General features: G+C 64.7%; 20 protein-coding genes. 9 read left to right on the forward strand and 11 right to left on the reverse strand.

Features of this window, described 5'->3' with window-relative positions; translation table 11 throughout:
- Positions 1–128 precede the first annotated feature (128 nt).
- Positions 129–1,556, forward strand: a complete 1,428-nt coding sequence (gene glgA, locus JQ604_RS34970) for a glycogen synthase GlgA (RefSeq protein WP_212365277.1) — start codon at positions 129–131, stop codon at positions 1,554–1,556.
- A 189-nt stretch (positions 1,557–1,745) separates the two neighbouring features.
- Complete coding sequence (locus tag JQ604_RS34975) at positions 1,746–2,804, forward strand: class I SAM-dependent methyltransferase (RefSeq protein ID WP_212365278.1); 1,059 nt, start codon at positions 1,746–1,748, stop codon at positions 2,802–2,804.
- Between the two features lie 57 nt (positions 2,805–2,861).
- Here the strand turns inward: JQ604_RS34975 and JQ604_RS34980 are convergent, their stop codons facing one another.
- Together JQ604_RS34980 and JQ604_RS34985 are read right to left on the reverse strand one after the other, a co-directional pair.
- On the reverse strand, positions 2,862–3,092 hold the full coding sequence (locus JQ604_RS34980; protein ID WP_212365279.1) for a DUF2798 domain-containing protein: 231 nt from the start codon (positions 3,090–3,092) through the stop codon (positions 2,862–2,864).
- Between the two features lie 65 nt (positions 3,093–3,157).
- Positions 3,158–4,306 (reverse strand): patatin-like phospholipase family protein, encoded by a 1,149-nt coding sequence (locus tag JQ604_RS34985; RefSeq protein WP_212365280.1) that lies wholly within the window; start codon positions 4,304–4,306, stop codon positions 3,158–3,160.
- Between the two features lie 263 nt (positions 4,307–4,569).
- Between JQ604_RS34985 and JQ604_RS34990 the strand changes: the two genes are divergently transcribed.
- On the forward strand, positions 4,570–5,466 hold the full coding sequence (locus tag JQ604_RS34990) for a LysR family transcriptional regulator (RefSeq protein WP_212365281.1): 897 nt from the start codon (positions 4,570–4,572) through the stop codon (positions 5,464–5,466).
- A gap of 62 nt (positions 5,467–5,528) precedes the next feature.
- Here JQ604_RS34990 and JQ604_RS34995 read toward each other — a convergent pair whose 3' ends face one another.
- Together JQ604_RS34995 and JQ604_RS35000 are read right to left on the reverse strand one after the other, a co-directional pair.
- Positions 5,529–6,239, reverse strand: a complete 711-nt coding sequence (locus tag JQ604_RS34995) for a peroxiredoxin-like family protein (RefSeq protein WP_212365282.1) — start codon at positions 6,237–6,239, stop codon at positions 5,529–5,531.
- Between the two features lie 85 nt (positions 6,240–6,324).
- Positions 6,325–6,609 carry a hypothetical protein gene (locus tag JQ604_RS35000; RefSeq protein ID WP_212365283.1) on the reverse strand — a complete coding sequence of 95 codons (285 nt, stop codon included), beginning with the start codon at positions 6,607–6,609 and terminating at the stop codon, positions 6,325–6,327.
- Positions 6,610–6,823: 214 nt separating this feature from the next.
- On the opposite strand from JQ604_RS35000, the gene JQ604_RS35005 reads away from it, so the two are divergent.
- The 4 genes from JQ604_RS35005 (at position 6,824) to JQ604_RS35020 (ending at position 10,697) form a co-directional block, all read left to right on the forward strand.
- Positions 6,824–7,315: a DUF302 domain-containing protein gene (locus tag JQ604_RS35005; RefSeq protein ID WP_212365284.1), complete on the forward strand. Its 492-nt coding sequence runs from the start codon at positions 6,824–6,826 to the stop codon at positions 7,313–7,315.
- Positions 7,316–7,392: 77 nt separating this feature from the next.
- Complete coding sequence (locus JQ604_RS35010) at positions 7,393–8,751, forward strand: dihydrolipoyl dehydrogenase family protein (protein WP_212365285.1); 1,359 nt, start codon at positions 7,393–7,395, stop codon at positions 8,749–8,751.
- Positions 8,752–8,869: 118 nt separating this feature from the next.
- Positions 8,870–9,352, forward strand: a complete 483-nt coding sequence (locus JQ604_RS35015) for a cupin domain-containing protein (protein WP_212365286.1) — start codon at positions 8,870–8,872, stop codon at positions 9,350–9,352.
- 121 nt (positions 9,353–9,473) lie between these two features.
- Positions 9,474–10,697 carry an MFS transporter gene (locus JQ604_RS35020; RefSeq protein ID WP_212365287.1) on the forward strand — a complete coding sequence of 408 codons (1,224 nt, stop codon included), beginning with the start codon at positions 9,474–9,476 and terminating at the stop codon, positions 10,695–10,697.
- Here JQ604_RS35020 and JQ604_RS35025 read toward each other — a convergent pair.
- The 4 genes from JQ604_RS35025 to JQ604_RS35040 all read right to left on the reverse strand — a co-directional run bounded on the left by JQ604_RS35025 (position 10,666) and on the right by JQ604_RS35040 (position 16,666).
- Positions 10,666–11,991: an MFS transporter gene (locus tag JQ604_RS35025; RefSeq protein ID WP_212365288.1), complete on the reverse strand. Its 1,326-nt coding sequence runs from the start codon at positions 11,989–11,991 to the stop codon at positions 10,666–10,668. The genes JQ604_RS35020 and JQ604_RS35025 overlap by 32 nt on opposite strands.
- Positions 11,992–11,996: 5 nt before the next feature.
- On the reverse strand, positions 11,997–12,473 hold the full coding sequence (locus tag JQ604_RS35030) for a PRC-barrel domain-containing protein (RefSeq protein WP_212365289.1): 477 nt from the start codon (positions 12,471–12,473) through the stop codon (positions 11,997–11,999).
- Between the two features lie 66 nt (positions 12,474–12,539).
- The gene (locus JQ604_RS35035; protein ID WP_212365290.1) at positions 12,540–14,747 is read right to left on the reverse strand and encodes an amylo-alpha-1,6-glucosidase; all 2,208 of its coding nucleotides are present in this window, start codon (positions 14,745–14,747) and stop codon (positions 12,540–12,542) included.
- A 155-nt stretch (positions 14,748–14,902) separates the two neighbouring features.
- A complete protein-coding gene (locus tag JQ604_RS35040; RefSeq protein ID WP_212365291.1) occupies positions 14,903–16,666 on the reverse strand; it encodes an ABC transporter ATP-binding protein in 1,764 nt (587 codons plus the stop codon).
- 312 nt (positions 16,667–16,978) lie between these two features.
- Between JQ604_RS35040 and JQ604_RS35045 the strand changes: the two genes are divergently transcribed.
- Positions 16,979–18,049, forward strand: coding sequence for a glycosyltransferase family 4 protein (locus JQ604_RS35045; protein ID WP_212365292.1), 1,071 nt, complete (start codon positions 16,979–16,981; stop codon positions 18,047–18,049).
- 130 nt (positions 18,050–18,179) lie between these two features.
- On the opposite strand, the gene JQ604_RS35050 is transcribed toward JQ604_RS35045, so the two are convergent.
- The 3 genes from JQ604_RS35050 to JQ604_RS35060 all read right to left on the reverse strand — a co-directional run bounded on the left by JQ604_RS35050 (position 18,180) and on the right by JQ604_RS35060 (position 23,219).
- The gene (locus JQ604_RS35050; RefSeq protein ID WP_212365293.1) at positions 18,180–20,123 is read right to left on the reverse strand and encodes an alkyl/aryl-sulfatase; all 1,944 of its coding nucleotides are present in this window, start codon (positions 20,121–20,123) and stop codon (positions 18,180–18,182) included.
- 27 nt (positions 20,124–20,150) lie between these two features.
- Positions 20,151–21,962 carry a flavin-containing monooxygenase gene (locus JQ604_RS35055; RefSeq protein ID WP_212365294.1) on the reverse strand — a complete coding sequence of 604 codons (1,812 nt, stop codon included), beginning with the start codon at positions 21,960–21,962 and terminating at the stop codon, positions 20,151–20,153.
- A 252-nt stretch (positions 21,963–22,214) separates the two neighbouring features.
- On the reverse strand, positions 22,215–23,219 hold the full coding sequence (locus tag JQ604_RS35060; RefSeq protein WP_212365295.1) for an ABC transporter substrate-binding protein: 1,005 nt from the start codon (positions 23,217–23,219) through the stop codon (positions 22,215–22,217).
- A 99-nt stretch (positions 23,220–23,318) separates the two neighbouring features.
- On the opposite strand from JQ604_RS35060, the gene JQ604_RS35065 reads away from it, so the two are divergent.
- The gene (locus JQ604_RS35065; protein ID WP_212365296.1) at positions 23,319–23,978 is read left to right on the forward strand and encodes a TetR/AcrR family transcriptional regulator; all 660 of its coding nucleotides are present in this window, start codon (positions 23,319–23,321) and stop codon (positions 23,976–23,978) included.
- Positions 23,979–24,173: the final 195 nt, after the last annotated feature.

Here is a 24,173-nt window from a genome sequence, read left to right on the forward strand (position 1 = left end):
TTAGAGTGAGCCGCCCCGGCAGGAAAGCGCCTCTGCCGTTTGGGACCATTCGGATTCCCACGGACCGTGAGAAGCAAACTGGACCCGATCTTGCATTGCAAGACGAAGGGGTCGAAGCGAGGGCGCTGTTGAGGGTCTTGTTCGTCACGACGGAGATGGACGATTTCGTCCGCGTGGGCGGGCTTGCCGCCGTATCCGCCGCCCTGCCCCGGGCCTTGCGCCCGTGGAGCGATGTCAGGGTCTTGCTTCCCGGCTATCGCGACATCGTCGAACACCTCACCCATATTGAAATTGTTGGCGAATGCGCAAGCCTGGCGGAGATGCCGGCGGCCTCGCTCGGCCGCGCATCGACCAAGGACGGCCTGCCGGTCTACGTGCTGCTGTGCCCGCAGCTCTACGACCGGCCGGGCAATCCGTATGGCGATGAGCAGGGCCGCGACTGGCCTGACAACGATATCCGCTTCGGCCGCTTTGCCTCCGCTGCTGCCGAACTTGCAACCGGAACGTTGGACAAGAATTGGGCAGCCGACCTCGTTCACGCCAATGACTGGCAGGCGGCGCTCACACCCGCCTACCTCGCCTGGCGCGGCGCGCGGATTCCCTCGATCCTGACCATCCACAACCTGGCCTATCAGGGCCTGTTCGCGAAGGAGGCGCTGCGGCGGATCGGCGCACCCGAGAGCTCCTTCCACATCGACGGACTCGAGTTCTACGACAAGCTGTCCTTCCTCAAGGGCGGCCTGGTCTATGCCTCGCATCTGACGACGGTGAGTGCGACCTATGCCCGGGAGATCACCACGCCCGAGCTCGGCTGCGGACTCGAGGGCCTGCTGCGCGTGCGCTCCAGCGCCGACCAGCTGACCGGCATCCTCAACGGCATCGACGAGAGCTGGGACCCGCGCTACTGCCCGCAGCTCGCCCAGCCATTCGCCGCCGGCGACTGGAAGGGCAAGCAGGCCAATGCCGACTATGTCCGCCGCCAGCTCGGGCTTGCGGTGTCGCGAGGGCCGATCTTCGGCCTGGTCGCCCGCCTCGTGCATCAGAAGGGCGTCGACCTCGTGCTGCAGGCGGCCGATCAAATCGTCGATGCCGGCGGCCAGATCATCGTCACCGGCATCGGCGAGCCCGAGATCGAGGACGCGCTGGTGCGGGCGCATCGGCGACGGCCGGATGCGATCGGCGTCATCATCGGCTTTAACGATGCGCAGGCCCGGCGCATCTTCGCCGGCAGCGATTTCACGCTGATGCCGTCACGCTTCGAGCCGTGCGGACTGAGCCAGATGTATGCGCAACGCTTCGGCTCGCTGCCGATCGGCCACCAGACCGGCGGCCTGGCCGAAACCATCACCGACGGCGAGACCGGCTTCCTGTTCTCGCAACCGTCGGCGGAATCCTTCCTCGGCGGCGTAAGGCGGGCCTTCGACGCCTACCGCGCCAAGGACCGGCTCGACACCATGCGCCGCAGCGCGATGGCGCGCTCGTTCAGCTGGAGCCTGTCGGCCGCCTGCTACGGCGCGCTCTACCAGCGGCTGGTGTCACCCCGGCTGGCCGCGTGATTGATCCACCTCGCGCGCTTGTGAAGCCGGGCATCGCTGGCACACCAACGCATTTGTAACAACCAGACTCGGCCTACCGAAGCTATACTCGCGACCTCGTCGTCCACGGCACCTGCCCGGACGATGGCGCATGCATTTGCTTCGGACTGATGGACTTTTTCAAAACCCGTTTTGCGGTGGAGGAACATCATGGAAGTCAACGAAGAGCGCCTCAATTCATTCATGGGAAAGATGATCGGCGATGTCGGCGCAGCCATGAACGCGTCGCTGATGCTGCTGGGCGACAAGCTCGGCCTCTACAAGGCCCTCGCCGATGGCGGTCCAATGGACCCCGCGACGCTGGCCAAGGCGACCGGCACCACCGAACGCTATGTCCGGGAGTGGCTGTCGGCGCAGGCAGCCTCCGGCTATGTCGAGTATGACAAGACATCAGGCAAATTCTCGATGCTGCCCGAGCAGATCATGGCGCTGGCGGACGAGGACAGCCCGGTCTTCCTCGGCGCCGTCGGCAGCCTGGTCTCCGCGACCTTCCTCGACGAACCGAAGATCTCCGACGCGTTCAAGACCGGCAAGGGCGTCGGCTGGAACAAGCGCAGCGAGTGCCTGTTCTGCGGAACGGCACGCTTCTTCCGCACGAGCTACAAGCACCATCTGGTGCAGGAATGGCTGCCGGCGCTCGAGGGTGTCGTCGACAAGTTGAAGCGCGGCGCCAAGGTTGCCGATGTCGGCTGCGGCCATGGCGTGTCGACACGGCTGATGGCCGAGGCCTTTCCCAACTCGACGTTCTTCGGTTTCGATTATCACGACGGCTCGATCCAGGCCGCGCGTGAGCAGGCAAGAGCAACCGGTCTGTCGGATCGCGTTCGCTTCGAGACGCAGTCCGCGAAGACATTTCCGGCCCACGGCTATGACCTCGTCTGCTTCTTCGACTGCCTGCACGACATGGGCGATCCCGTCGGCGCGCTCAAGCACACCCGATCGACGCTGGCCGATGACGGCACCTGCCTGTTGATCGAGCCGTTTGCGCACGACCGGCTGGAGGACAATTTCAATCCCGTCGGGCGCGTCTACTACGCGGCGTCAACCATGGTCTGCACGCCGGCGTCGCTCGATCAGGAGGTCGGGCTCGCGCTCGGCGCGCAGGCCGGCGAGGCAAGGCTGCGCGAGGTGGCCCGCCAGGCCGGCTTCACGCGCTTCCGCCGCGCGGCGGAGACGCCGTTCAACCTGATCCTCGAAGCACGGCCGTAATGAAGTGCTCACGGCCCGGGGCCTCAAGCGGCCCCGGGCTTGCGCCCCGTATCTTGTCTACTCCTGGGTCGTCACCGCAAGCGACAGCCGCCGAATCCCCGGTGCCGCAAACAGCACCACCGGAAGCATGATCAGCCAGGAGAGCGACCAGGCTTGCAGCCAGTAGGTCAGGACCCTTCCCGTATTGAGCAGCGGATAGCTGGCGATCGCCGCCGCGATGGCGCAGGTCAAGCCCGACTGCAGGATGCCAAACACGAAGTGGCTGTAGCGACGCGGGATTCTCAACATGCTGACCTCCAAACAGCTGCAGGTCGCTGAGAAGCAAAAGCTGTGCCTTGGCCGGGCTTGCGTGCCTACTCTGCCGCGAGCAGCGTTCCCTGAGGCTCCTCGTGAAGAACGACGCCCGACAGCGGATCGAACTCGCCGATCCAGGGGCGGCGTTGCAGCACCGCTTTGGTATGCGCATAGCCCGCGTCCCAGCGCTGCATGATGCCGGACGGGCTGAAGTCGATATCCTTGGTGTGGGTCTCGCGATCGAGCTGCGGCGCCAGCAGACGCACGACATGCATCCGCGTCGGACAGCCGTAAGCCGCGAGCTCGCGTACCGCCGCGCTGTTGCGCTCTCCTTCCGGCAGGCGCGCCGCGAGCTGGTTGATGACGTGGCGCAGCCGATGCGCCTGCTGCTGGCGCGCGATGTGGCTGGCGATCCGACTGGAATATTGCACGTCCTTGTGCCGGTTCAGCACCTCGGCCATCGTGGTCGGCTCCGTGCCGGACGGATTCCACAGATGTACCGCGAAGATCAGCGAGTTCTTGCGCGGATTGTCGTCGAACACGGCCTCCGTCGGCGTGTTCGACAGGATGCCGCCGTCCCAGTACAGCTCACCATCGATGCGGATCGCCGGGAATGCCGGCGGCAGCGCGCCGGAAGCCATCACGTGCTTGACGCCGAGCCTGACGTCGCGGCTGTCGAAATAGTGCATCTCGCTGGTGCGGACATGGGCTGCGCCGACCGTCAGCCGCGGCGTGCATTGATTGACCAGATCGAAATCGACGAGCTCGGTGAGCGTCTTCTCCAGCGGCGCGGTCGAGTAGTAGCCGGCATTGTCGGCGCCGAGCGGATAGCTGTCACCGGCATGCGCCAGCGGGTTCGGCCGGAAGAAGCCGGGAATGCCGTTGGTCACCGTCGACCAATAGGACAGCTTTTCGTTGAAGCCGGGAAAGACGTCGCGAAAGCTCCAGACCGGGCTCTGCTCCATCTTCTTCCAGAACTCGCGCAGCCGCGACAGCCGCCGCTCAGGAGCATTGCCGGCGATCAGGCTGGCATTGATGGCGCCGATCGAGGTGCCGATGATCCAGTCCGGCTCGATGCCGGCCTCATGCAGCGCCTGATAGACGCCGGCCTGGTAGGAGCCGAGCGCACCGCCGCCCTGCAGCACCAGGACGACCTGCCCTGGATCAGAGGCGGAATTCCGCGACGAACAATTGTCCTGGTCGGTCATGTCAGGCTCCCTGCAAATCCTCTCTCCGCCTCGAATTTCGCGGGCGGATGGTCGGTGTTACCTTCACGTTTCAGTGCGCTATCAAAGCCGTCCACGGCACGCTCGGGCGGCTCCTGGCGGCCACGGACTGTGCGCCGCGCGCGGACCAAGTTGAAATGCCCGTTTGCTTCCACAACGATAGGCTGCCGCTATCGTGGTTCGGGTGTCATTCGGCGCAGGTTTCGGCTAGCTTGGCGGACGGAAGCAGACAGGGCAGCAGCACCATGGAAATGCATCAGGTCAGGTATTTCCTTGCCGTCGCGCGATTGCTGAACTTCACGCGGGCCGCCGACGAGTGCAACGTGACGCAGCCGTCGCTGACGCGCGCGATCAAGCAGCTCGAGGCCGAACTCGGCGGCGACCTGTTCCGCCGCGAGCGCCCGGCCGCGCAACTGACCGAGCTCGGCCAGCGCATGCTGCCGCTACTGCAGCAGTGCTACGATGCCGCCTCCGGCGCGCGCATGCTCGCCTCATCCTTCAAAAGCGGCGAGATCGGTGCACTGCGGATCGCGCTGACCCATTCGGTGGATCTGTCGCTGCTGATCCCCTATCTCGACCAGATCAAGCGGCAGTTCAACCGGCTGGAATTCCGCTTTCTCCGCGGCACCAGCGCCGAAGTCGCCGAATATCTGAAGAGGGGCGAGGCCGAGCTCGGCATCGCCGCGGAGCTCGGCAGCGACTGGGATCGGCTCGACACATGGCCGCTGTTCACCGAGCACTTCTACCTCGTGATGAGCCGGACGCATCCGCTGGCCAGCCGCGACCGGATCGGCTTCGACGATCTGCAGGGCGAGCAATTGCTGTCGCGGAGCTATTGCGAGCACGCCGAACGCGTCGGCAGCACACTGCGCGAGCACGGCGTGGCCGTGGACGGCAGCCATCAGATCTCCTCCGAGCGCGATTTGATCGAGCTGGTCGAGGCCGACATCGGCATCTCCGTGATCCCGCACACCGCGACGATCCCGGACACGCTGAAGCGCACCACGGTCGACGGGCTCGATTCAAGGCGGACCGTGCATCTCTACGGCGTTGCCGGCCGCCAGCGCACCGCGGTCGCCTCCGCGGTGATGCGGATGCTGCGCGGTACGGACTGGCAGCAATATCTGGCGAAAAGCGCCTGATGGGCTTTTTGCTTGAGCATGATCTTCTCGGAAAACCGGCCTCCACTTTTCCGGATCATGCTTTAGCGGCCGGCGTCTTCCACCGCCTTGAGGAGATCGTCGATCTCCATCCGCTTGCGGAAATCAGGGTCGACGAAGCGCGCCTTCACCATCCCGTCGCGGCCAACCACGAAGGTCGCGGGGATCGGCAATACCCAGCCGTCATTGCCGTGGAAATCGGAGAAATCAAGGTAGGACAGCAGGCCCTGGATCTCGCTATCGAGCCAGATCGCGAGATTGAGCGACAGCGCGTAGCCGTTGTCGAGATCGGTCAGGATCGGAAACGGTGCGCCGGCCTCGGCCTTGAACTGCGACGCATATTTCTGCGTCTCCGGCATGATGCCGACGACCTGCCCACCCCGCTGCTGGATGCGATCGAGAGCCTTGACGACGGCGCCGACATTGATCCGGCAATACGGGCACCAGTGCCCTCGGAAGAACATCGCAATCACCGGCCCCTGTTGCAGCAGTGCCGGAAGCGTGACGAGCCGGCCGCGGTCGTCCGGCAGCATGAAGGGCGGCATCGCCTCACCCGGCCGCGGCGCGCTTTCGCCACCACCATTCTGCTTGAGCCGCCCGACCAGGCGGTCGACGGCTTCGCTGTAGGCCGGGAAGATGTCGCGTCCGGCCGCGGCATAGGCTTCGAGCCGTTCGCGCAGCGAGCCTTCCATGTCGCGACAATGCAGGAAAGCCTGCCTGAGGCGTTCGGCATTGGCTGGCGTGAGCTGCGTCATTTCAGGCTCCGACGGACGAGTTGGGGACGATCTTATTTTCCGGCGCAGGCCGCCCGCAAGGGGCAGCCTGCACCTTTGGCCGCGATCAGTTGATGTAGAAATTGCCGGTCGGATCGAGCCGACCCGACGCTGAATAGAGCTCGCCATTGTTCATGAAGAAGACGGTGTTGTGCGGCACCTTGGTGGCGTGCTTCATCATGGTCTCGTTGTTCTTCTCGGTCGACGCCATCGCCATCGCGGACATCTTGCCGGGGCCGGCATACATGTAGGCCATGCCGGATTTGAATTCCCACGCGGCCTGCGCGAGGGCCGAGGTGGCGACGACGGCAAGAGCCGCAGCGGCGATCAGGATCTTGGAACGGGTGGTCATGGGGGCTCCCTGGGATGGACGCCCGCCAATCGGGCGCGTCTCCATCAAGGGACAGCCTGCCTTCACAATGAAATGCCGATCCCCAATCGGTTCGATAGCCGCCGTGCATCGCGCGCCGATAGCGGCGGGCTATCGAGTCGAGAGCAGCTTCGCATTTCCTCTCCTCGGTTCGAATCGCCATCCTGCGCGGAATGTCAACGCACAGGAGAAAGCCATGCCCCGCTTCGCCATTCGCCAGCTCGCAACGCTCTGCGCGCCGCTGCTGCTCGTTCTCGCCCTGGTCTCGAGTTCGCCCTCGGCCCGGGCCGACAGCGATGACGGCGTGGTCCGCGTCAAGAGCGCGGTCCCGATGATGGAGGCGATCGCCCGCATCAAGGCCGACATCGCCGCCAAGGGGATCAAATTCTTTTCCGAGATCGATCAATCGAAACTCGCGGCCGATGCCGGGATCAAGCTGCGGCCGTCGACGCTGCTGGTGTTCGGCAATCCGCCGCTCGGCACTCAATTCATCACCTCGAACCCCAATGCCGGGCTCGATTGGCCGGTGCGGCTCTTGCTGACGCAGGACGACAATGGCGATGTCTGGGCGGTCTGGACCGATTTCCAGTGGATCGCCCGCCGCCACAACATCCATGACCGCGAAGCGCAGTTCAAGATGGCGACGTCGGTGGTGCAATCGATCACTTCGACGATCGCAACCAAGTAACGCCGCCTCGGCCTGGCGCGTAGAATGATCGGGTCGCATCACGGATGCGGCCCGACAGCCCGTTGGAGGATCGAGCCATGAAACCGGAACCATTCGACGTCGTGATCCTTGGCGGTGGCAATGCCGGCATCGGCGTTACCGGCCCGACGCGCCGCGCCGGAATGTCGGTTGCGATGATCGAGGGTGACCTGCTGGGCGGCACCTGTCCCAACCGCGGCTGCACGCCCAAGAAGGTGCTGGTCGCGGCCGGCCATGCCCTGCACGAGATCGAACGTGCCTCCATGCACGGCATCACGGTCGGCAAACCGAGGCTCGACTGGGCCGCGCTGATCGATCGCGAGAAGGATTTGATCAAGGACATCCCGGCCAACCTCGCGCGGTCGATGGCCCATCGCAATGTCGAGGTCATCAGGGGCTATGGCGCCTTTGCCGGCCCGAACGCGATCCGCGTCAACGATCGCCTGCTGGAAGCCAAACATATCGTGATCGCCACCGGATCGAAGCCGCGCCCGCTGCCGATTCCCGGCGCCGAGCACATGATCACCTCGGATGACATGCTGAGCGAGCGGACGCTGCCGGCCTCGGTGATCTTCATCGGCGGCGGCGTGATCTCGCTGGAGTTCGGTCATGTCTACGCCCGTGCCGGCGCCGGGGTCACCATCCTGGAGGCACTGCCGCAACTGCTGCCGGCCATGGACGGCGACGCCGTTGCGCAGCTGCAAGCTGAAAGCGAGCGGATCGGCATCCGCATCAAGACCAGCGTCAGCGTCAAGCGGATCGAACCGGCCGACGGACGGCTGCGTGTCGTCTACGTTCACGATGGTATCGAACAGACAGCCCTTGCCGACCGCGTGGTCAATGGCGCCGGACGCATCGCCAATGTCGATCGGCTCGATCTTGCCGCCGGCCAAGTCGTGCACGACAACGGCCGCGTCAGCGTCGACCGCTATCTGCGCTCGACCTCGAATCCGCTCGTCCATGTCTGCGGCGATGCGGTGCCGGTCTCGCCACAGCTTTCTCCGATCGCGACCTATGAGGGCGATATCGTCGGCCGCAACATCGTGGACGGACCGACCCACAGCCCCGATTACGCGAGCATGGCGACGTCGGTCTACACTGTGCCGGCGCTGGCTTCGGTCGGGTTGACCGAAGCCGCGGCGAGGAAAAGCGGCCTCGCCGTCGACGTTCACATCAACGACATGCATGACTGGTTCTCGGCGCGCACCTACGCCGAAACCGTGGCGTGGTCGAAGGTCATCGTCGAAAGCGGCAGCGACCGCATCGTCGGCGCGCATTTCGTCGGCCATGACGGCCAGGAGCTGGTCAACCTGCTTGGGCTCGCGATGCGGTTCGGCATCACCGCGCGGCAGATCCGGGAGCAGGTCTACGCCTATCCGACCTTCACCTCAGACATCAAGAACATGCTCGGCCGCTGATAGCGCGGCGCTATCGAGTCCAGAGCTATCGGGCATTTCAAGCCGTGCGCAATCTCAATCATGGTGACCTCATCGCCAGCCACATCCGAAGGCCACGGCAGAAACAGAGGAGACCACCATGTTGAAATCCAGACGTCTGCACACGCTCGGCTTCGCGCTCGCCGCCATCGTCGCGGGTTCGTTCGCCGCCGTATCGACCGCCTCGGCCGGCGAATGCCCCGCCGGCAAGATGAAGCCCGGCGTCCGCGAGATGGTCGACTATAAGCCGGTCGGCGTCACCGACGTCACGCTCGGTGCGATCGACCTCGAGAAGCAGCCCGCCCACATCAAGGACCGTGAGCTGCGCTTCCGCAAGCTGACCATCGAGCCCGGCGGCATCGTGCCCTGGCACAGCCATGACGATCGGCCGGCGCTGATCTTCGTCCAGCAGGGCGAGATCGTCGAATACGCCAGCAACTGCGCCGAGCCGATCGTGCACAAGGCCGGCGACATCCGTCCCGAAGTCTTCGGCACCTCGCACTGGTGGAAGAACCTCGGCACGGAAACCGTGATCCTCTATGTCGGCGACGTCCGCAAGGATCCGCACGACCACAACATGTGACGCCATCAACGAGCGCTTTGCCCAAAGCAAAAAGCCCTCGTTGCCGGATGTGACGTCCTGAAGTCCGTGCTGCCCCACACGACCAGGCGTCACATCCCTCCTCTTCCAGCGGAGCCGTGCCATGACCGAAATGTCAGCTTCGATGAAAGCCGACGCGACGACGATACATTCGCCCGGCGCGGCGGTACGTTCGCTGGTCATCGGCCTGACCGCCTTCCTGACCGTCGTCGACCTGTTCGCGACGCAGGCGATCCTGCCGTCGCTGACCCGGCACTACAACGTGACGCCCGCCGCGATGGGCTTTGCGGTCAATGCCAGCACCATGGGCATGGCGATTGCCGGCCTCGTGGTGGGATTTCTCAGCCCGCACATCGAGCGCCGGCGCGGCATTCTGGTCAGCCTGCTTCTGCTCGCAGTACCAACGACGCTGCTGGCGAGCGCCCCCGACCTCACCACCTTCACAATCCTGCGCGTGATGCAGGGCCTGTGCATGGCCTCGGCCTTTGCGCTGACGCTGGCGTATCTCGGCGAGCAATGCAGCGCGATGGATGCCGGCGGCGCCTTCGCGGCCTATATCACCGGCAATGTCGCAAGCAATCTGGTCGGCCGACTGGTGTCGGCGGCGGTCGCGGATACATTCGGGCTGGCATCGAACTTCTATTTCTTTGCGTTGCTCAACCTCGCCGGGGCGGCGCTGGTCTATGTCACCATCAAGCGCGCCCGGCCAATGCACGCGATGCCGACGACCCAGTCGCCGCTGCAAGCCACGATCGCGCACTGGCGCGATCCGGCGCTCCGCGCCGCCTTCGCGATCGGCTTCTGCATCCTGTTCGCCTTCATCGGCACGTTCACCTTCGTCAATTTCGTGCTGGTGCGCGCGCCGCTGTCGCTCGGCATGATGGATCTCGGCTTCGTCTACTTTGTGTTCCTGCCGTCGGTGGTGACAACCCTGCTGGCAGGCCGGGCGGTCACACTGGTAGGCATCCGACCGGCCATCTGGGGCGCGCTGGCGGTCGCAGGCATCGGCCTGATGCTGCTGCTGAGTTCACATCTTGCTCTCGTACTCGTTGGCATGGTGCTGGTCGGTGTCGGCACGTTCTTCGCGCAAGCCGTTGCGACCGGTTACGTCGGCAAGGCCGCCCAGGACAATCGCGGTGTCGCGAGCGGGACTTATCTCGCCTGCTATTTCCTCGGCGGCCTTGTGGGGACAGCCGTGCTCGGCCAGTTGTTCGACCGTTTCGGATGGGTTGCCTGTGTCGCCGGTGTCGCGACTGCACTGGCGGTCGCCGCCTGTCTGACGGCACGCCTTGTGATTACGTCGTCGTCTTCCGCGTCTCCGGCATGACGAAAAAGATCATCAACAACCCGAGCGCGGCGACGCCGGCCAGTCCCATGAACGCGGTGCTGCTGCCGAGCTTGTCGCTGACATAGCCGGCCAGCACGGTGCTGAGCGAGGCACCGATGCCGGTGGCGGTGCCGACGATGCCCTGCGCCAGGTTGAAATGGCCGCTGCCGAAGGCGACATCGGCGACGATCAAGGGCACCATGACGCTGAACACCGCCGCGGTGATGCCGTCGAAGATTTGAACCACGACCAGCAGATAGGGATCCCGCACGGTCGCGAACAGCACGCCGCGGACCACCAGCGCGCCGAAAGCGAGCAGCAGCAGCGGCCGGCGGCCGATCTGCTGCGCCTTGCGCCCGACTGAGGGCGAGGTCAGCGCAACAATCGCCTGCGGCACGATGATGCAGGCCGCGATCAGCACCGGCGCCCATTGGCTCGACCGTGTCGTCACCACGCCCGCCATCAGCGGCAACATTGCGGCGTTGGCCAGCTGGAACAGCAAGACGCTGCCGGCGAAGATCAAGAGCGGCTTCTGCTTCACCAATGTCCAGATACTGGTCGCTCGCTTGTCCGGCGTCTCGCGCTTCACTTCGCCATGGGCCTGCGCGATGTCGATCTCGCGTTCGCGGATCCGCGACAGCGCCAGCAATGTCGGGATCGCGAGCAGGAACGTCACCAGGAACACCGAGCGGCTCGACAGCAGATAGCCGCAGGCGCCCATCAGCGCCGCGGCCGAGCCATTGCCGAGCGACGCAAAGCGCGCGTTGCGGCCGAGCCGTTCGCCGATCGCAAGCGGCCCGACCAGGCCGAGGCTGATCGCGGCGATCGCCGGACCCAGCACGCAGCTCGCCAGCGCATGCATCGTTGCAGCCAACGTCACCACAGGAAAGATCGGCCAGACGGCATAGGCGAGCGCACTGACGCCGATGGTCGCAACCGCAAACCCCGCGACGATCCGCTCCGAACGCGCGGCGTCGACGATCGCGCCGCCAGGCATTTGCCCGAGCAGCCCGATGATGCCGCCGATCGACAGCACAAAGCCGATCTCGACCTGGGTCCATTTCTGGGTGGTCAGGTAGACCGCAACGAAGGGACCGAACCCGGTCTGCACGTCGGCGAGGAAGAAGATGAACCAGTCGAGGCCACGCTGGCTTTCGCGCGACGGCGCATGCGGCGCGTCCGGAGCGGGCTGCTCCGGCGCGAGCGGCGCAACATGGCCGCTGTCGGCTGATCGCTTGCCACGATCGTCGCCAACCGTCTCGAAAGTAGGATTCGGACGCGCGACCAGGATCATACCCCCTAATGCTCAAAATCCCATGGCTGCAGCTTTCCGGCAGCGCCCAACACGATCAACGGCGTGTCCTCCTTGTATTCCGGCGCGGCACTCACCTGCTCCTTGGTCAACTCCAGCGTGATGCTGTCGCTCTTGTTGGAAACGCCGGCAAAATGCAGCGCGTTCCAGTCGACCACGATCTTGCGGCTGCCGACGCCGAGGAAGCCGCCGAAATCGATCACCGCCGCGCGCACGGTGCCGCCGCGATCGACGATGACGTCGACGATGCGGCCCATGTCTTCATTCGCCGCACTGCGGACGTCGCGCCCGAGAATGCCATGCGCGTCGCGCGCGCCGATCACGGTGACCGAGGGCGGCGGGGCCGGTTCCTTCTTCTCCGTGGCCGCGTTGGGCGACGGCGTGGCGGGCGCATCGGCGGCTTTCGCCGGAGCGAACGCCGCAAGCGCCAGCGCGGCGATGGCGATCAGCAGTCTCGAACGCATGGTACCTCCCCAACAGATTGAGCGCCGCGCGGTCGTCTCAAGCCAGGACGTCCTCAAGCCAAGTCGTCAGTGCGTCAGCACGATCGACACCTGGATCTGCCCGCGCGTGCGCAGCACCTCGAGCGACACTTCCCCGTCATGCCGGCGCAGCCGCAAGTCGACGCTGGAGGCGCCGAGCCTGAGGTCACGCAGCACCACGTCATGGAGAAATTCCGGCAGCCGCGGATCGCGCAGCCGAATCTCACCCCTGACGGCATCGAACTCGAGCCCGAGCGCGGCCTCCAGCAAGGTAAAGGCCGTTGCACTCGCCCAGGCCTGCGGCGCGCAGGCGACGGGATAGAGAACGGGACCGCGGCGCCTCTCGCGGCGGAAGCCGCAGAACAGCTCCGGCAGCCGCCGCAGGTCCATGTAGCTCGCAGCGTCGAACAGCGCCTTGAACAGATGCGCCACCGAATGCTTCAGGCCATAGCGCGCGAAGCCGAGCGCAATCAGCGCGTTGTCGTGCGGCCAAATCGAGCCGTCGTGATAGGACATCGGATTGTAGCGGGCCTCGCCGACGGCGACGGTGCGGATGCCCCAGCCCGAGAAGAACTTCTGGCTCATCAGATCGGCCGCGACGCGCCGCGCGCGCGCTTCGCTGACGATGCCGGTGAACAGCAACTGCCCGGCATTCGAGGTGCGCACCCGGCACGGCTGCTTGGCGCCATCGAGCGCCAGCGCATAGGTGCCGAGCTCCTCGCACCAGAAGGCCTCCTCGAACTGCTCGCGCAGCCGGTCGGCCTCGGCCTCCAGGATCTTCGCGCGATCCGCATAGCCGAGCCGCCGCGCCGCCCGCGCGGCGAGTTGCTTGCCGGCATAGACATAGCCCTGCACTTCCGACAGCGCGATGTAGCCTTCGGCGAGCTTGCCGTCGGCGTGGAAGATGGCGTCGAAGGAGTCCTTCCAGCCCTGATTGGCGAGCCCCTGCTCGGTGGCGCGCTGGTATTCGACAAAGCCGTCCTGATCGGGATCGCCGGGACCGTCGATCCATTGCAGCCCGGCCTCGATCGCCGGCCACAGCTCACGCAGCGTCTCCTCGTCGCCGGTCCGCTCGAGATAGAGCCCGGCGAGCAGCACGAACAGAGGAGTCGAATCGACGCTGCCGTAATATTGCGCGAACGGCACCTCGCGCAGCGCCGCCATCTCGCCGCCGCGCATCTCGTGCAGGATCTTTCCGGGCGCTGCATCCGCCAGCGGATCGACCTTCCTGGCCTGGAAGAAAGCCAGCCGCTTCAGCACACCCTTGGCGATGCGCGGATCGACCCACAGCATCTGCATCGCCGTGATCAGGCCGTCGCGGCCGAATGTCGTCGAGTACCAGGGGATGCCGGCATAGGGATAGCGGCCCTGCGGCGTCTCGGTCATCAGCATGTTGAGGTCGGCCATCGCCTGGCTCAGCACCTCGTTGAAGATGTTGTTCGAGGTCTCGATCGTGGCCGCGCCCGCCGACGACTTCCGCATCTCCCGGCGGTGCGCCAGCAGGCCGCGGAAGAACGGCGCCGGCTTTTGCAGCACCGGCCTGTTGCATGACACCGCCACGAACAGCGACGTCACCTGCGCGGGCGCGAGCTCGAAATGGTAGGTCGCCGCGTTGACCGACAGCCGCGTCGGCCGCGGATCGAAATGCAGCGCCGTGATCCGCGACTGGCCGTCGAGCCCGGCATATTCCAGCACGACGTCGGTCGGGCCGAGCAGCTTGCTCGAGCCGGTGCCGCGGCGCGGACGCCGCTCGCCGCGCACCTCAAAGAGATCGGCGAAGTCATTGTCGAACAGCAGCGTGAGATCGAAGCTCGCCGGATGCTCGCCATGGTTCTGCAACCCGATACGCTGGTAGGCGGTGCCGCGCCACAGGAAGATCGAGCGCACGATGTGGAGCGTGTCCTTCTGCAGCACCAGGCGGTCGTTGCGATAGACGTCGGAATTTGAGAGATCGACGGTCAGCGCCGAATTGTCGTCGCGCAGATTCGAGCCGAGCAGCAGCGGCTGCATGTCGTCGAGCACCATCTCGAGCCGCGCCAGATAGCGCGTGTCGGAATTGAACAGGCCATCGGGCCCGCCGGCGGAGGCGCCGATGTCGCCATGGCTGTCGAGCACGATGAAGGTGTCGTCATGCTTGAGCGAGCGCCGCGGCCGCGCCGCGGGGCCCGTCATCGGGATGTAGAACGCGGACTCGTCGACCTCCTCGACGAGGCGGGCGGTGACGGAAGCAAGTTGCGTGACGACGTCGGATGCCATTGGGACCTCGGGCGGGTTGTCGAACTGCGATGAACGCACCGGGACGCAAGACCACTGATTCAAGCGCGATAGGATCAACGCGCTTCAGTTTTTTGTTTGAGCATGATCTTTTCGGAAAACCGCTTCACACTTTTCCGGATCATGCTCATGCGACGTCAGGCCGCGCTGGCGGCGAGCCGACCCATTTCCCGCGCAACCAACTCACGGTACGGGCCCTTGCCCTGCACAAGGACGTCAGGCGGACCATCCTCGATGATCCGGCCGCCCTGCAACATGACCACGCGGTCGAAATTGCGCAGCGTCGCCAGCCGATGCGCGATCGCGATCACGGTGCGGCCGCGCATCAGGCGCGACAGCGCTTCGCGGATCGCCTCCTCCGAATCCGCATCAAGCGCGGCGGTCGCCTCGTCGAGCAGCAGGATCGGCGCATCCTTCAGGAAAGCGCGCGCGATCGCGATGCGCTGGCGCTGGCCGCCCGACAGCTTGATGCCGCGATCGCCGACGATGGTCTCCATGCCGTCCGGCAGCGTCTCGATGAAATCGCAGCGCGCCGCGATGGCCGCGCGCAGCACCTCGCTGTCGGTGGCGTTCGGCCGGCCGTAGCGGATGTTCTCCATGATCGAGCGGTGGAACAGCGAGATGTCCTGCGGCACCACCGAGATCGCCGCACGCAGGCTGAGCTGGGTGACGCGCGCGATGTCCTGGCCGTCGATGGTGATGCTGCCGTTCTGCACATCGTAGAACCGCTGCAGCAAGGTGAAGACGGTCGACTTGCCGCCGCCGGACTGGCCGACCAGGCCGACGCGCTGGCCGGGCTGGATCCGCAGGCTGAAGCGCTCGAACACCTGCAGGCCGCCGGGATACTCGAATGAGACATTGTTGAAGGCGATCGCCGCGCCACTCTTGACCAGCGGCTCCGCCTCCGGGTGGTCCTTCAGCTCATGCGGCTGCAGCAATGTCGCCAGCGCCTCGGTCAACCGCGCCACGTGCTGGGTGACGTCGACCAGGGCCACCGCGAGATCGCGGGTGGCGCTGAGGATGGAAATGCCGAGCGTGCAGACCAGCACGACGTCGCCGGTGGTCGCGGAACCCGCCTGCCAGAGATTGATCGCCCAGGCCAGCATCGCAATCGTCAGCACCACGGTCACACCGGCGTGGGTGAGGCGGAGCTTTTCGAGATAGCGCAGGGACCGGCCGCGTGCGGAAAGTTCCCGGTTCACCGTCGCGTCGAAGCGGTCGTGCTCATAGCCGAGCCCACAGAAGGCGCGGACCAGCGGCAGATTGTTGATGACGTCGACCATTTCGCCGTCGACCGCCGCAGCCTTGTCGGCGAACTCGTCATGCAGCGGCTTGCCGGCCGCAGCCATGCGGAACATCGCGAAAACCATGGTTCCCGAGATCAGGATCAGCACCGCTGACATCTGCAGGCTCACGGTTCCAATTAGTGCGATCGCCGAGAAGGTGGCGATGCAGGGAGGCAACACGTTCCATACGAACATGTTTTCCACCGTGTACACGGCGTTCGACGTCGCCGTGATCCGGCTGGTCAGCATGCCCGGCAGCCGATCGGAGAAATAACTCGGCGCATGACCGGTGAGATGACGGAACATGTCGCGGCGCAGATCGCCGGTGACGCCGACAAAGGTGAAGCTTGCTGTCCAACTTGCGATCCGCCACAGAAAATTGTCGGCGGCGATCAGCGACATGAGCAGCGCGAATGCCAGCCATACGCCACCCGCGTGCGATGCGCCGGCGGTCAGGCTGTCGACGAGGTTCTTGACTCCATATTGCGTGCCCACCGAACAGGCAACCGCACCGACGACGGCCGTCAGGATGACGACGTGCGACGTCAACCGATTGCGCAGATAGCGCAGCACGAATGGAAAGGGACGGTGCGCATATCCAGACAGATGATCCATGACGTCCTGCAAAACCTGTTGAGAGTGCACGAGATTTTTTTCAGTTGATTGTCCCGCACACGATGACGTGAAGGGCGTCGGCTCGATTCCTTGCTGCAGCCATGCCTGCGCAACAATTTTGCACCGTTGCCGTCTGCAAAAATCTGTTGGAGCGAGATGGCATCAGAAAGACCACACTGTGGAGGAAGGAAGAAGCAGATCGCACACGTCAAAGGGAACTTCGCACGCGCGAAAACGTTCCCGTGTTCGGCATGCCGGTGCCACTGAGGGCTGAGGGATCATTCACAACATCGAGACACAGGAGACGCAAAGATGCGCATCGCGCAGGTTGCCCCGCTCACGGAGGCTGTTCCCCCCAAATTGTACGGTGGCACCGAACGGGTCGTGCACTGGCTGACCGAAGAACTCGTGGCACTCGGACATGACGTAACGCTGTTCGCCAGCGGCGACTCGCAAACCTCGGCCAAGCTCGATGCGACCTGGCCCAAAGCCCTGCGTCTCGACGGATCTGTTCGCGATCCGAACGCGCTGCACATGGTGATGCTGGAACGCGTACGACAGAAATGCGACGACGAGGAATTCGACTTCCTGCACTTCCATCTCGACTATTACCCGTGGTCGCTGTTCCACAGACAGCCGACGCCGTTCCTCACCACCCTGCACGGCCGGCTCGATCTCCCCGAACACCAGCCGGTGTTCCACACCTTCTCCAAAATCCCCGTCATCTCGATCTCCAACGCCCAGCGCCGCCCGGTGCCGCAGGCGAACTGGGTGCGCACCATCCATCACGGCCTGCCGGAGAATTTGCTGACGCCGCAGCCGGCCAAGCCGAGCTACCTCGCGGTGCTCGGCCGCATCGCGCCGGAGAAAGGCGTCGACCGCGCGATCAAGATCGCGATGCGCTGCGGCATTCCGCTCAAGATCGCGGCCAAGGTCGACCGTGCCGACCAGGAATATTATGACGAGCTGATCAAGCCGATGATCACAGGCAATCCGCTGGTCGAGTTCATCGGCGAGATCAGCGACCGCGAGAAACCGGACTTCCTGAGCGGCGCGATCGGCCTGCTGGTGCCGATCGACTGGCCGGAGCCGTTCGGTCTCGTGATGATCGAGGCGATGGCCTGCGGTACGCCCGTGATCGCCTATAACCGCGGCTCGGTGCCCGAGATCATCGAGGACGGCGTCACCGGCTTCGTGGTCGAGGACGAGATCAGCGCGGTGTCGCGTGTCGGCCGGCTCGGCAGTCTCGATCGCGGCACGATCCGCAAGCAGTTCGAGTCCCGCTTCACCGCGCGCCGCATGGCGCTCGACTATCTCGCCGCCTATCGCGGCCTGATGGAAGAAGCAAAACCGCGGTTCAAGCTGGTAGCGAGCGCGGAGTAACGGCCAGACACTGGTTCAAATCGTAGGGTGGGCAAAGGCGCGTGAGCGCCGTGCCCACCTTCGCGAGCAATGCAAGCAATGGTGGGCACGCTTCGCTTTGCCCACCCTACGCACTCCTCGCAATGACGGGCTACGTCACCACCGTCCGCTTCGGCTCGACGATCTCGAACATCCGCGGAAACTCGTCCATCAGCGTCATCAGCTCGCCGAGCCGCAGCGGCTCGCCCGAGGCCGTAATCTTGCCGGCGCCGACGGCCTCCGGAAACGTGGTCAGCTTGGCGATCACCTCGTCCAGCGTGCTGCGCGCCAGCGTGAAGCTCGCATGCGCGTTAGGGGCCTGCGCGCCCTTGACGTAGGTCAGCGCGGAGTTCTCCAGATTGAGGATGAAGCGCTCGCCCGTGTCGGTGAAATTCCAGTTCAGCACGATGTGCTTGCCCTCGGCCTTCGGGCCGTTGAGGCGGATGCCGAGCACGTCGAACAGTTGCTCGGTGCGCAGCGCCGCCAGAGTCTCGCGCGGCATCGCCGAGCGCGGCGGCGCCTTCGGCATGCCCTGGCGCAATTCCTGGGCGCCGAACAGATAGGCGTTGCGCCAGGTCGAGCTTTCGGCGGCATAGCCGAGCTGCTCAAAGGTGTCGGCGAGCATGGCGCGCGCCGCCTGATTGTCCGGCTCGGCGAACACGAGATGGCTGACGGCCTGCGCGACGAAGCGAAATTCGCCCTTGGCAAAGTCTGCCGCCGCGCGCTTCAGGATCGCCTCAGAGCCGCCCATGTACTCGACATACTTCTTGCCGGACTCGACGGGCGGCAGTGGATCGAGATTGACCGGGTTGGCGTCATACCAGCCGAGATATTTCTGGTAGATCGCCTTCACATTGTGCCTGATGTGCCCATAGTAGCCACGACCGTGCCAGGCGCCTTCCAGGCTCTGCGGCAGGCGGATGGTCTCCGCAATCTCGCTCGCGGTCAGGCCGTGATTCATCAACCGAATGGTCTGGTCGTGCGCGTATTTATAGAGATCGCGCTGCTGGCGGATCATGGTGTCGATCCGCGCCTCGCCCCACACCGGCCAGTGATGCTGGCCGCACATCGCGTCGGCCTTGCCACCCCACATCTGCAGGGCCTCGCCGAGATATTTCGACCAGGCCAGCGCATCGCGGACATCGGCGCCGCGGAACGGCAGCAGATTGTGGAAATTATGCGTGCAGTTTTCCGCAAGATTCAAAAGCTTGTAGCGCGGAATGAAGAAATGCATCTCCGCCGGCGCCTCGCTGTTCGGCGCCATCTGGAACTCGAATTCGACACCGTCGATGACGCGCCTGTCTCCAGTCGCAATGATCAGATCGGTCGGCCGCAGCAGGGCCACTGCGCCCGCCGCCATCGTCTTGCCGAGCCCGCAATCGACATGACCGCGCGCGCCCTTGGCGAGAAATGGCCCGAACTGATACTGCGCCCGGCGCAGCATCGCAGGTCCCGCGATGATGTTCTCGGAGACCGCGTGCTCCATGAAGAGATCGGGCGCGATGATCGGCACGCCCCTCGCCAGCATCTCGTCATCGATCACGCCGCGTGCGCCGCCCCAATGGTCGGTGTGGGTGTGGGTGAAGATCACGGCCGCGACCGGCTTCCTGCCGCGATGCTTGTAATAGAGCTCCATCGCGGCGCGGGCGCCCTCGATCGAGGTCAGCGTATCGACCACGATGACGCCGGTGTCGCCCTCGATCAGCGTCATATTGGCGATGTCGAGCCCGCGCACCTGGTAGACGCCCGGCACCACCTCGAACAGGCCATGATGCATGTTGAGCCGCGACTGCCGCCATAGGCTCGGGTCGACCGTCGGCGGCGCCTTCTCCTCCGATAGGAAGCCGTAGGGCTCGAGGCTCCACACCGTCCGTCCCTGCACGGAGGTGATCTTGGCGTTCTCGATGGTGCCGAGGAAGCCGCGCGCGGCGTCGTCGAAATCACGCTTATCCGAGAACGGCAGCGCCTGCAGCGTCGCGGCGTGCTGCGCGATCACGGATGCCGATGCGGGCTTTGGACCCTGTTGTGACGCCTCAGCGGCGGTTGCCTCGGTCATAACTGTTCACTCCTCTCACATCATCACTCAGCGAAACTGCAGACCTTCGAACGTCCCGCTGCTGCGCCACTCATCGATATATTTGAAATAGGCCAGGGCGCCCTGGGGGTGGCCGACATTGAGCCGCGCGGCCGGCCCCGGCTCGCGGCCCTCATTGTTGTAATAGCCGGGCGTGCAATCGGGTCCGCCGATCATGCGGCCGACGCCGGTCAGCAGCAGCTCGACCCAGCGATCTTCGGCGTCCTTGCTGACTTCGATCTCCTTGAAGCCCTTGTCGCGCGCGTGGCTGACCATCAGCGCGATGGTCCGCGCCGCCTCCGTCAGATTATGCGGCACGTTGGAAATCAGATTGGCGCCTTGCGTCGGCTGTACGAAGAACACGTTCGGGAAGCCGTGGACGTGGATGCCGTGCTTGGTGCGCATGCCCTGGCCCCAATGCTCCGACAGCTTGACGCCGTCGCGGCCGGTCAGGTCAAATCCCGCCCGCCTGCGATATTCCGTGCCGACCTCGAAACCCGACGCGTAGATGATGCAGTCGAGCGGATGTTCCCTGCCCGCGACCACGATGCCGTTTGCGGTGATCTCCTCGACACCCTTGCCGTCGGTATCGACGAGATGCGTGCCCGGCGTGTTGAACGCCTGCAGATAGGAATCGTGGAAGCACGGCCGCTTGCAGAGCTGGCCGTACCAGGCCTTCAGATTCTTCGCAGTCTCGCGATCGTGCACGATGCTGTCGATCCGGTCGCGGATCTCCGACATCTTCTCGAAATCGGACTCCTCGAAGGCGGCCCGCATGTTCGGCACGGTGCGCTGCTCGCGCGGCAGCAGCATCACCTTGGCGCGGATGCGCTTCGACAGATCGGTCCAGCCGTCCTGCACCAGATCCTCGGTCGCGGAGCCGCCGGCCTGGTTGGCGGTGAAATTCTCCAGCCACCGCTGCTGCCAGCCGGGTGTGGCGATCCCTGCGAACCAGTCGGGATCAATCGGGCCATTGCCGCGAACGTCGACCGAGGACGGCGTGCGCTGGAAGACGTACAGCTCCCTGGCTGCGCGCGCGAGGTGCGGCACGCACTGCACGGAGGTCGCGCCTGTCCCGATGATGCCGACGCGTTTGTCGGCGAGCTTGTCCATCAGCGCGCCCTTTGGATCGCCGCCGGTGTAGTCGTAGTCCCAGCGGCTGGTATGGAACGAGTGTCCCCCAAAGCTCTCGACGCCGGGAATGCCGGGCAGCTTCGGCACATGTAGCGGCCCCGTGCCGATGCCGACGAATTGAGCAGTGAAGCCATCGCCCCTGTTGGTGCGGATCATCCAGCGCGATTGCGCGGCGTCCCAGTCGAGGCCCGTGACCTCGGTGTGAAACAGCGCATTGTCATAGAGGCCGAACTGCCGGCCGATCCGCTGGCAATGCGCCAGGATCTCCGGTGCATGCGCGTATTTCTCCGACGGCCGGTGGCCGGTCTCTTCCAAGAGCGGCATGTAGACCATCGACGCCGTGTCGCATTGCGCGCCGGGATAGCGATTCCAGTACCAGGTGCCACCGAAATCGCCGCCCTTCTCGACGATGCGGACGTCCTTGATGCCGGCCTCCGCGATCCGCGCCGCGGTCGCAAGCCCGGCGAAGCCACCGCCGATGAAGGCGAAGGTGACGTGATCGGTCTTCGCCGCGCGCGGCGTGACCGGCGTGTAGGGATCGTCGAGATAATGCGCGAGCTGGCCCTTGACCTCGATGTACTGGTCATTGCCGTCGGCGCGCAGCCGCTTGTTGCGCTCCTCCTGATATTTTTGGCGGAGCTGCTCCTTGTCGATCTTGGCGGATTGCGGGGGCGATTGGTCCATCATCGATCAGCGCCTTGGTCAGCGAGCAGGTTACTCACTCTATCGCGGCTGAGGCGGGACGTGCAGGGAGATTAAACGAGCTGACGATCGAAAATTCCTTCACCCGGAAAACATGGCGCAGGTGCACTTCGTCGGGCCAGTTGCAGATCCGCGACGGCCCGCCTCAGGCAAACGCCTGGTGGATCGGCGAGCCCTTGGGGGATGCCCCGCGTCAGGCCCGGGCGCGAGCAAAGAGACAACCCGATCGTCAGATCGTCACTTCTTCACCTTGCTCGCATCCATCTTGATGCCGGTATCCAGCATCTTCGTCGAGAACGCCGTGCCGACATCGAACGGCTTCTCCATGCCGAGATAGGTCTGCACCAGCTCGTAGTCCTTCTTCATCCTATCAGGCTCGATCCAGCCGAGCGCCCTGGTCGTGGTGAATTCATCGGTCATCAGGAACTTGATGCGCTCCCACTGCCGCTCCTGGTTTTCCTTGTCGAGACCGGAGGCATTGTCGAGCAGCGCCTTCAAGCACGGCGCGACGTCGGCAACGCAGGCGGCGTAGGCCTTCTGGCTGACCTTGACGAAGTCCTCGACCAGCTTCGGGTTCCTTTGCAGATAGGCGCCGTTGACGATCAGCGAATTGCCGTAGGGATTGAGCCCGATGTCCTTCCAGTTGATGTAACCAAGGTCGGCGCCGAACTCGATCACTTTCAGATCATGCTCGTTGTAGAAGTCGCTGATGATGTCGACCGTGTGGCTTTTCAGCGCCGCGATCTTTGCGGTCGGGCCGACATTGACGAAGTTGACAGCGTCGGGCGCGATGCCGGCCGCTTTCGCAAAGGCCGGCCACATCACGCGCGAGGCATCGCCCGGCGGGTTGCCGATCTTGTGGCCCGGAAAATCCTTCGGGCCGTTCACGCCGTAGCTCTTGAGCCAGTAGAAAGTCTGGCCGGTGTTGGCGTAGATGCTCATCAGCGCCACCACGTCGGCGCCCTTGCTCCTGGCGACCAGCATGGTGGCAAGGTCGGCGATGCCGAACGGCGAGCCGCCGGAGCCGACCTTCAGCGAGGAGACGCCCGAGCCCTTGCCGACCTCGATGGTCAGATCGATGCCGGCCTTCTCGTACCAGCCCTGGGCCTTCGCGTAATAGAACGGCGAATGATCCGCGGTCGGCGTCCAGTTCAGGATCAAATTGACGGCTTCGCCGGCCATTGTTGGCGCCGACGGCAATGCAAGCGCGAGCGCCAGAGCGGCAACCTTCAAACCCTTCATGGCAATCTCCTTCGGCTGCAAGGCGGCCTTGTCGACACCTGCGCGTGAGGCTACCAATGCAACAGACGACGAGACCGATTGTCAACTGTTTGGTTGGAAATGCCCAAGAGATCCGCCCCTGGACGTTCGAATGAGACCAAGCCGCAGCGGCGCGATCCCGTCGCCACGCAACAGAAGCTGTTGACCGCGGCGCGGCGCGAGTTCGCCGAAAACGGACTGGCCGGCGCCCGGGTCGACGAGATCGCGGCCCGCGCCGGCGTCAACAAGCAGCTGGTCTATCACTACTTCGGCGACAAGGACGCGCTGTATCTGGCGGTGCTCGAATGGGTCTACGAGGAGATCCGCGCCCAGGAACGCAAGCTCAACCTGGAAGGCCTGCCGCCGGAGCAGGCGATCAAGACGCTGATCGAGGCCTCCTTCGACCACCTCGCGGCGCACCCCGATTTCATCGTACTCTTGAACGACGAGAACCGCGGCGGCGCCCGCCATGTGCGCGGCTCCCGCAAGCTCGAAGCCATGCACTCGCCGCTGGTCAGCATGGTCTCGAAAATCCTCGGCGAAGGCGTGCGCGCCGGGACGTTCCGCAAGGGGATCAATCCGGTTCACCTCTACATCTCGATCGCGGGCTTGAGCTATTTCTTCTTCTCCAACACGCCGACGCTGTCGGCGATCTTCGGCAAGGACCTGTCGAGCGCGAACGAGAAGCGGGCGCGGCGGAAGCATGTGGTGGATCTGGTGATGCAGTCGCTGCGGCCGTAGTGGACGAGAGGCACGCCGCATCCTCGTCGTCCTGGCGAAAGCCAGGACCCATTACCCCGACTGCCGATAGGTGAAAAACGCTGGGGCCAAAGCTCGTCTCATCGATGATTCGGTGGTTATGGGTCCCCTGAGTTCACAAACGAAGTGCAACACTTCCGACTGGAGGTGTTGCCATGGGGCGGACTTACAAGCAGC

This window comes from Bradyrhizobium jicamae, assembly GCF_018130695.1.
Classification (GTDB): domain Bacteria; phylum Pseudomonadota; class Alphaproteobacteria; order Rhizobiales; family Xanthobacteraceae; genus Bradyrhizobium; species Bradyrhizobium jicamae_B.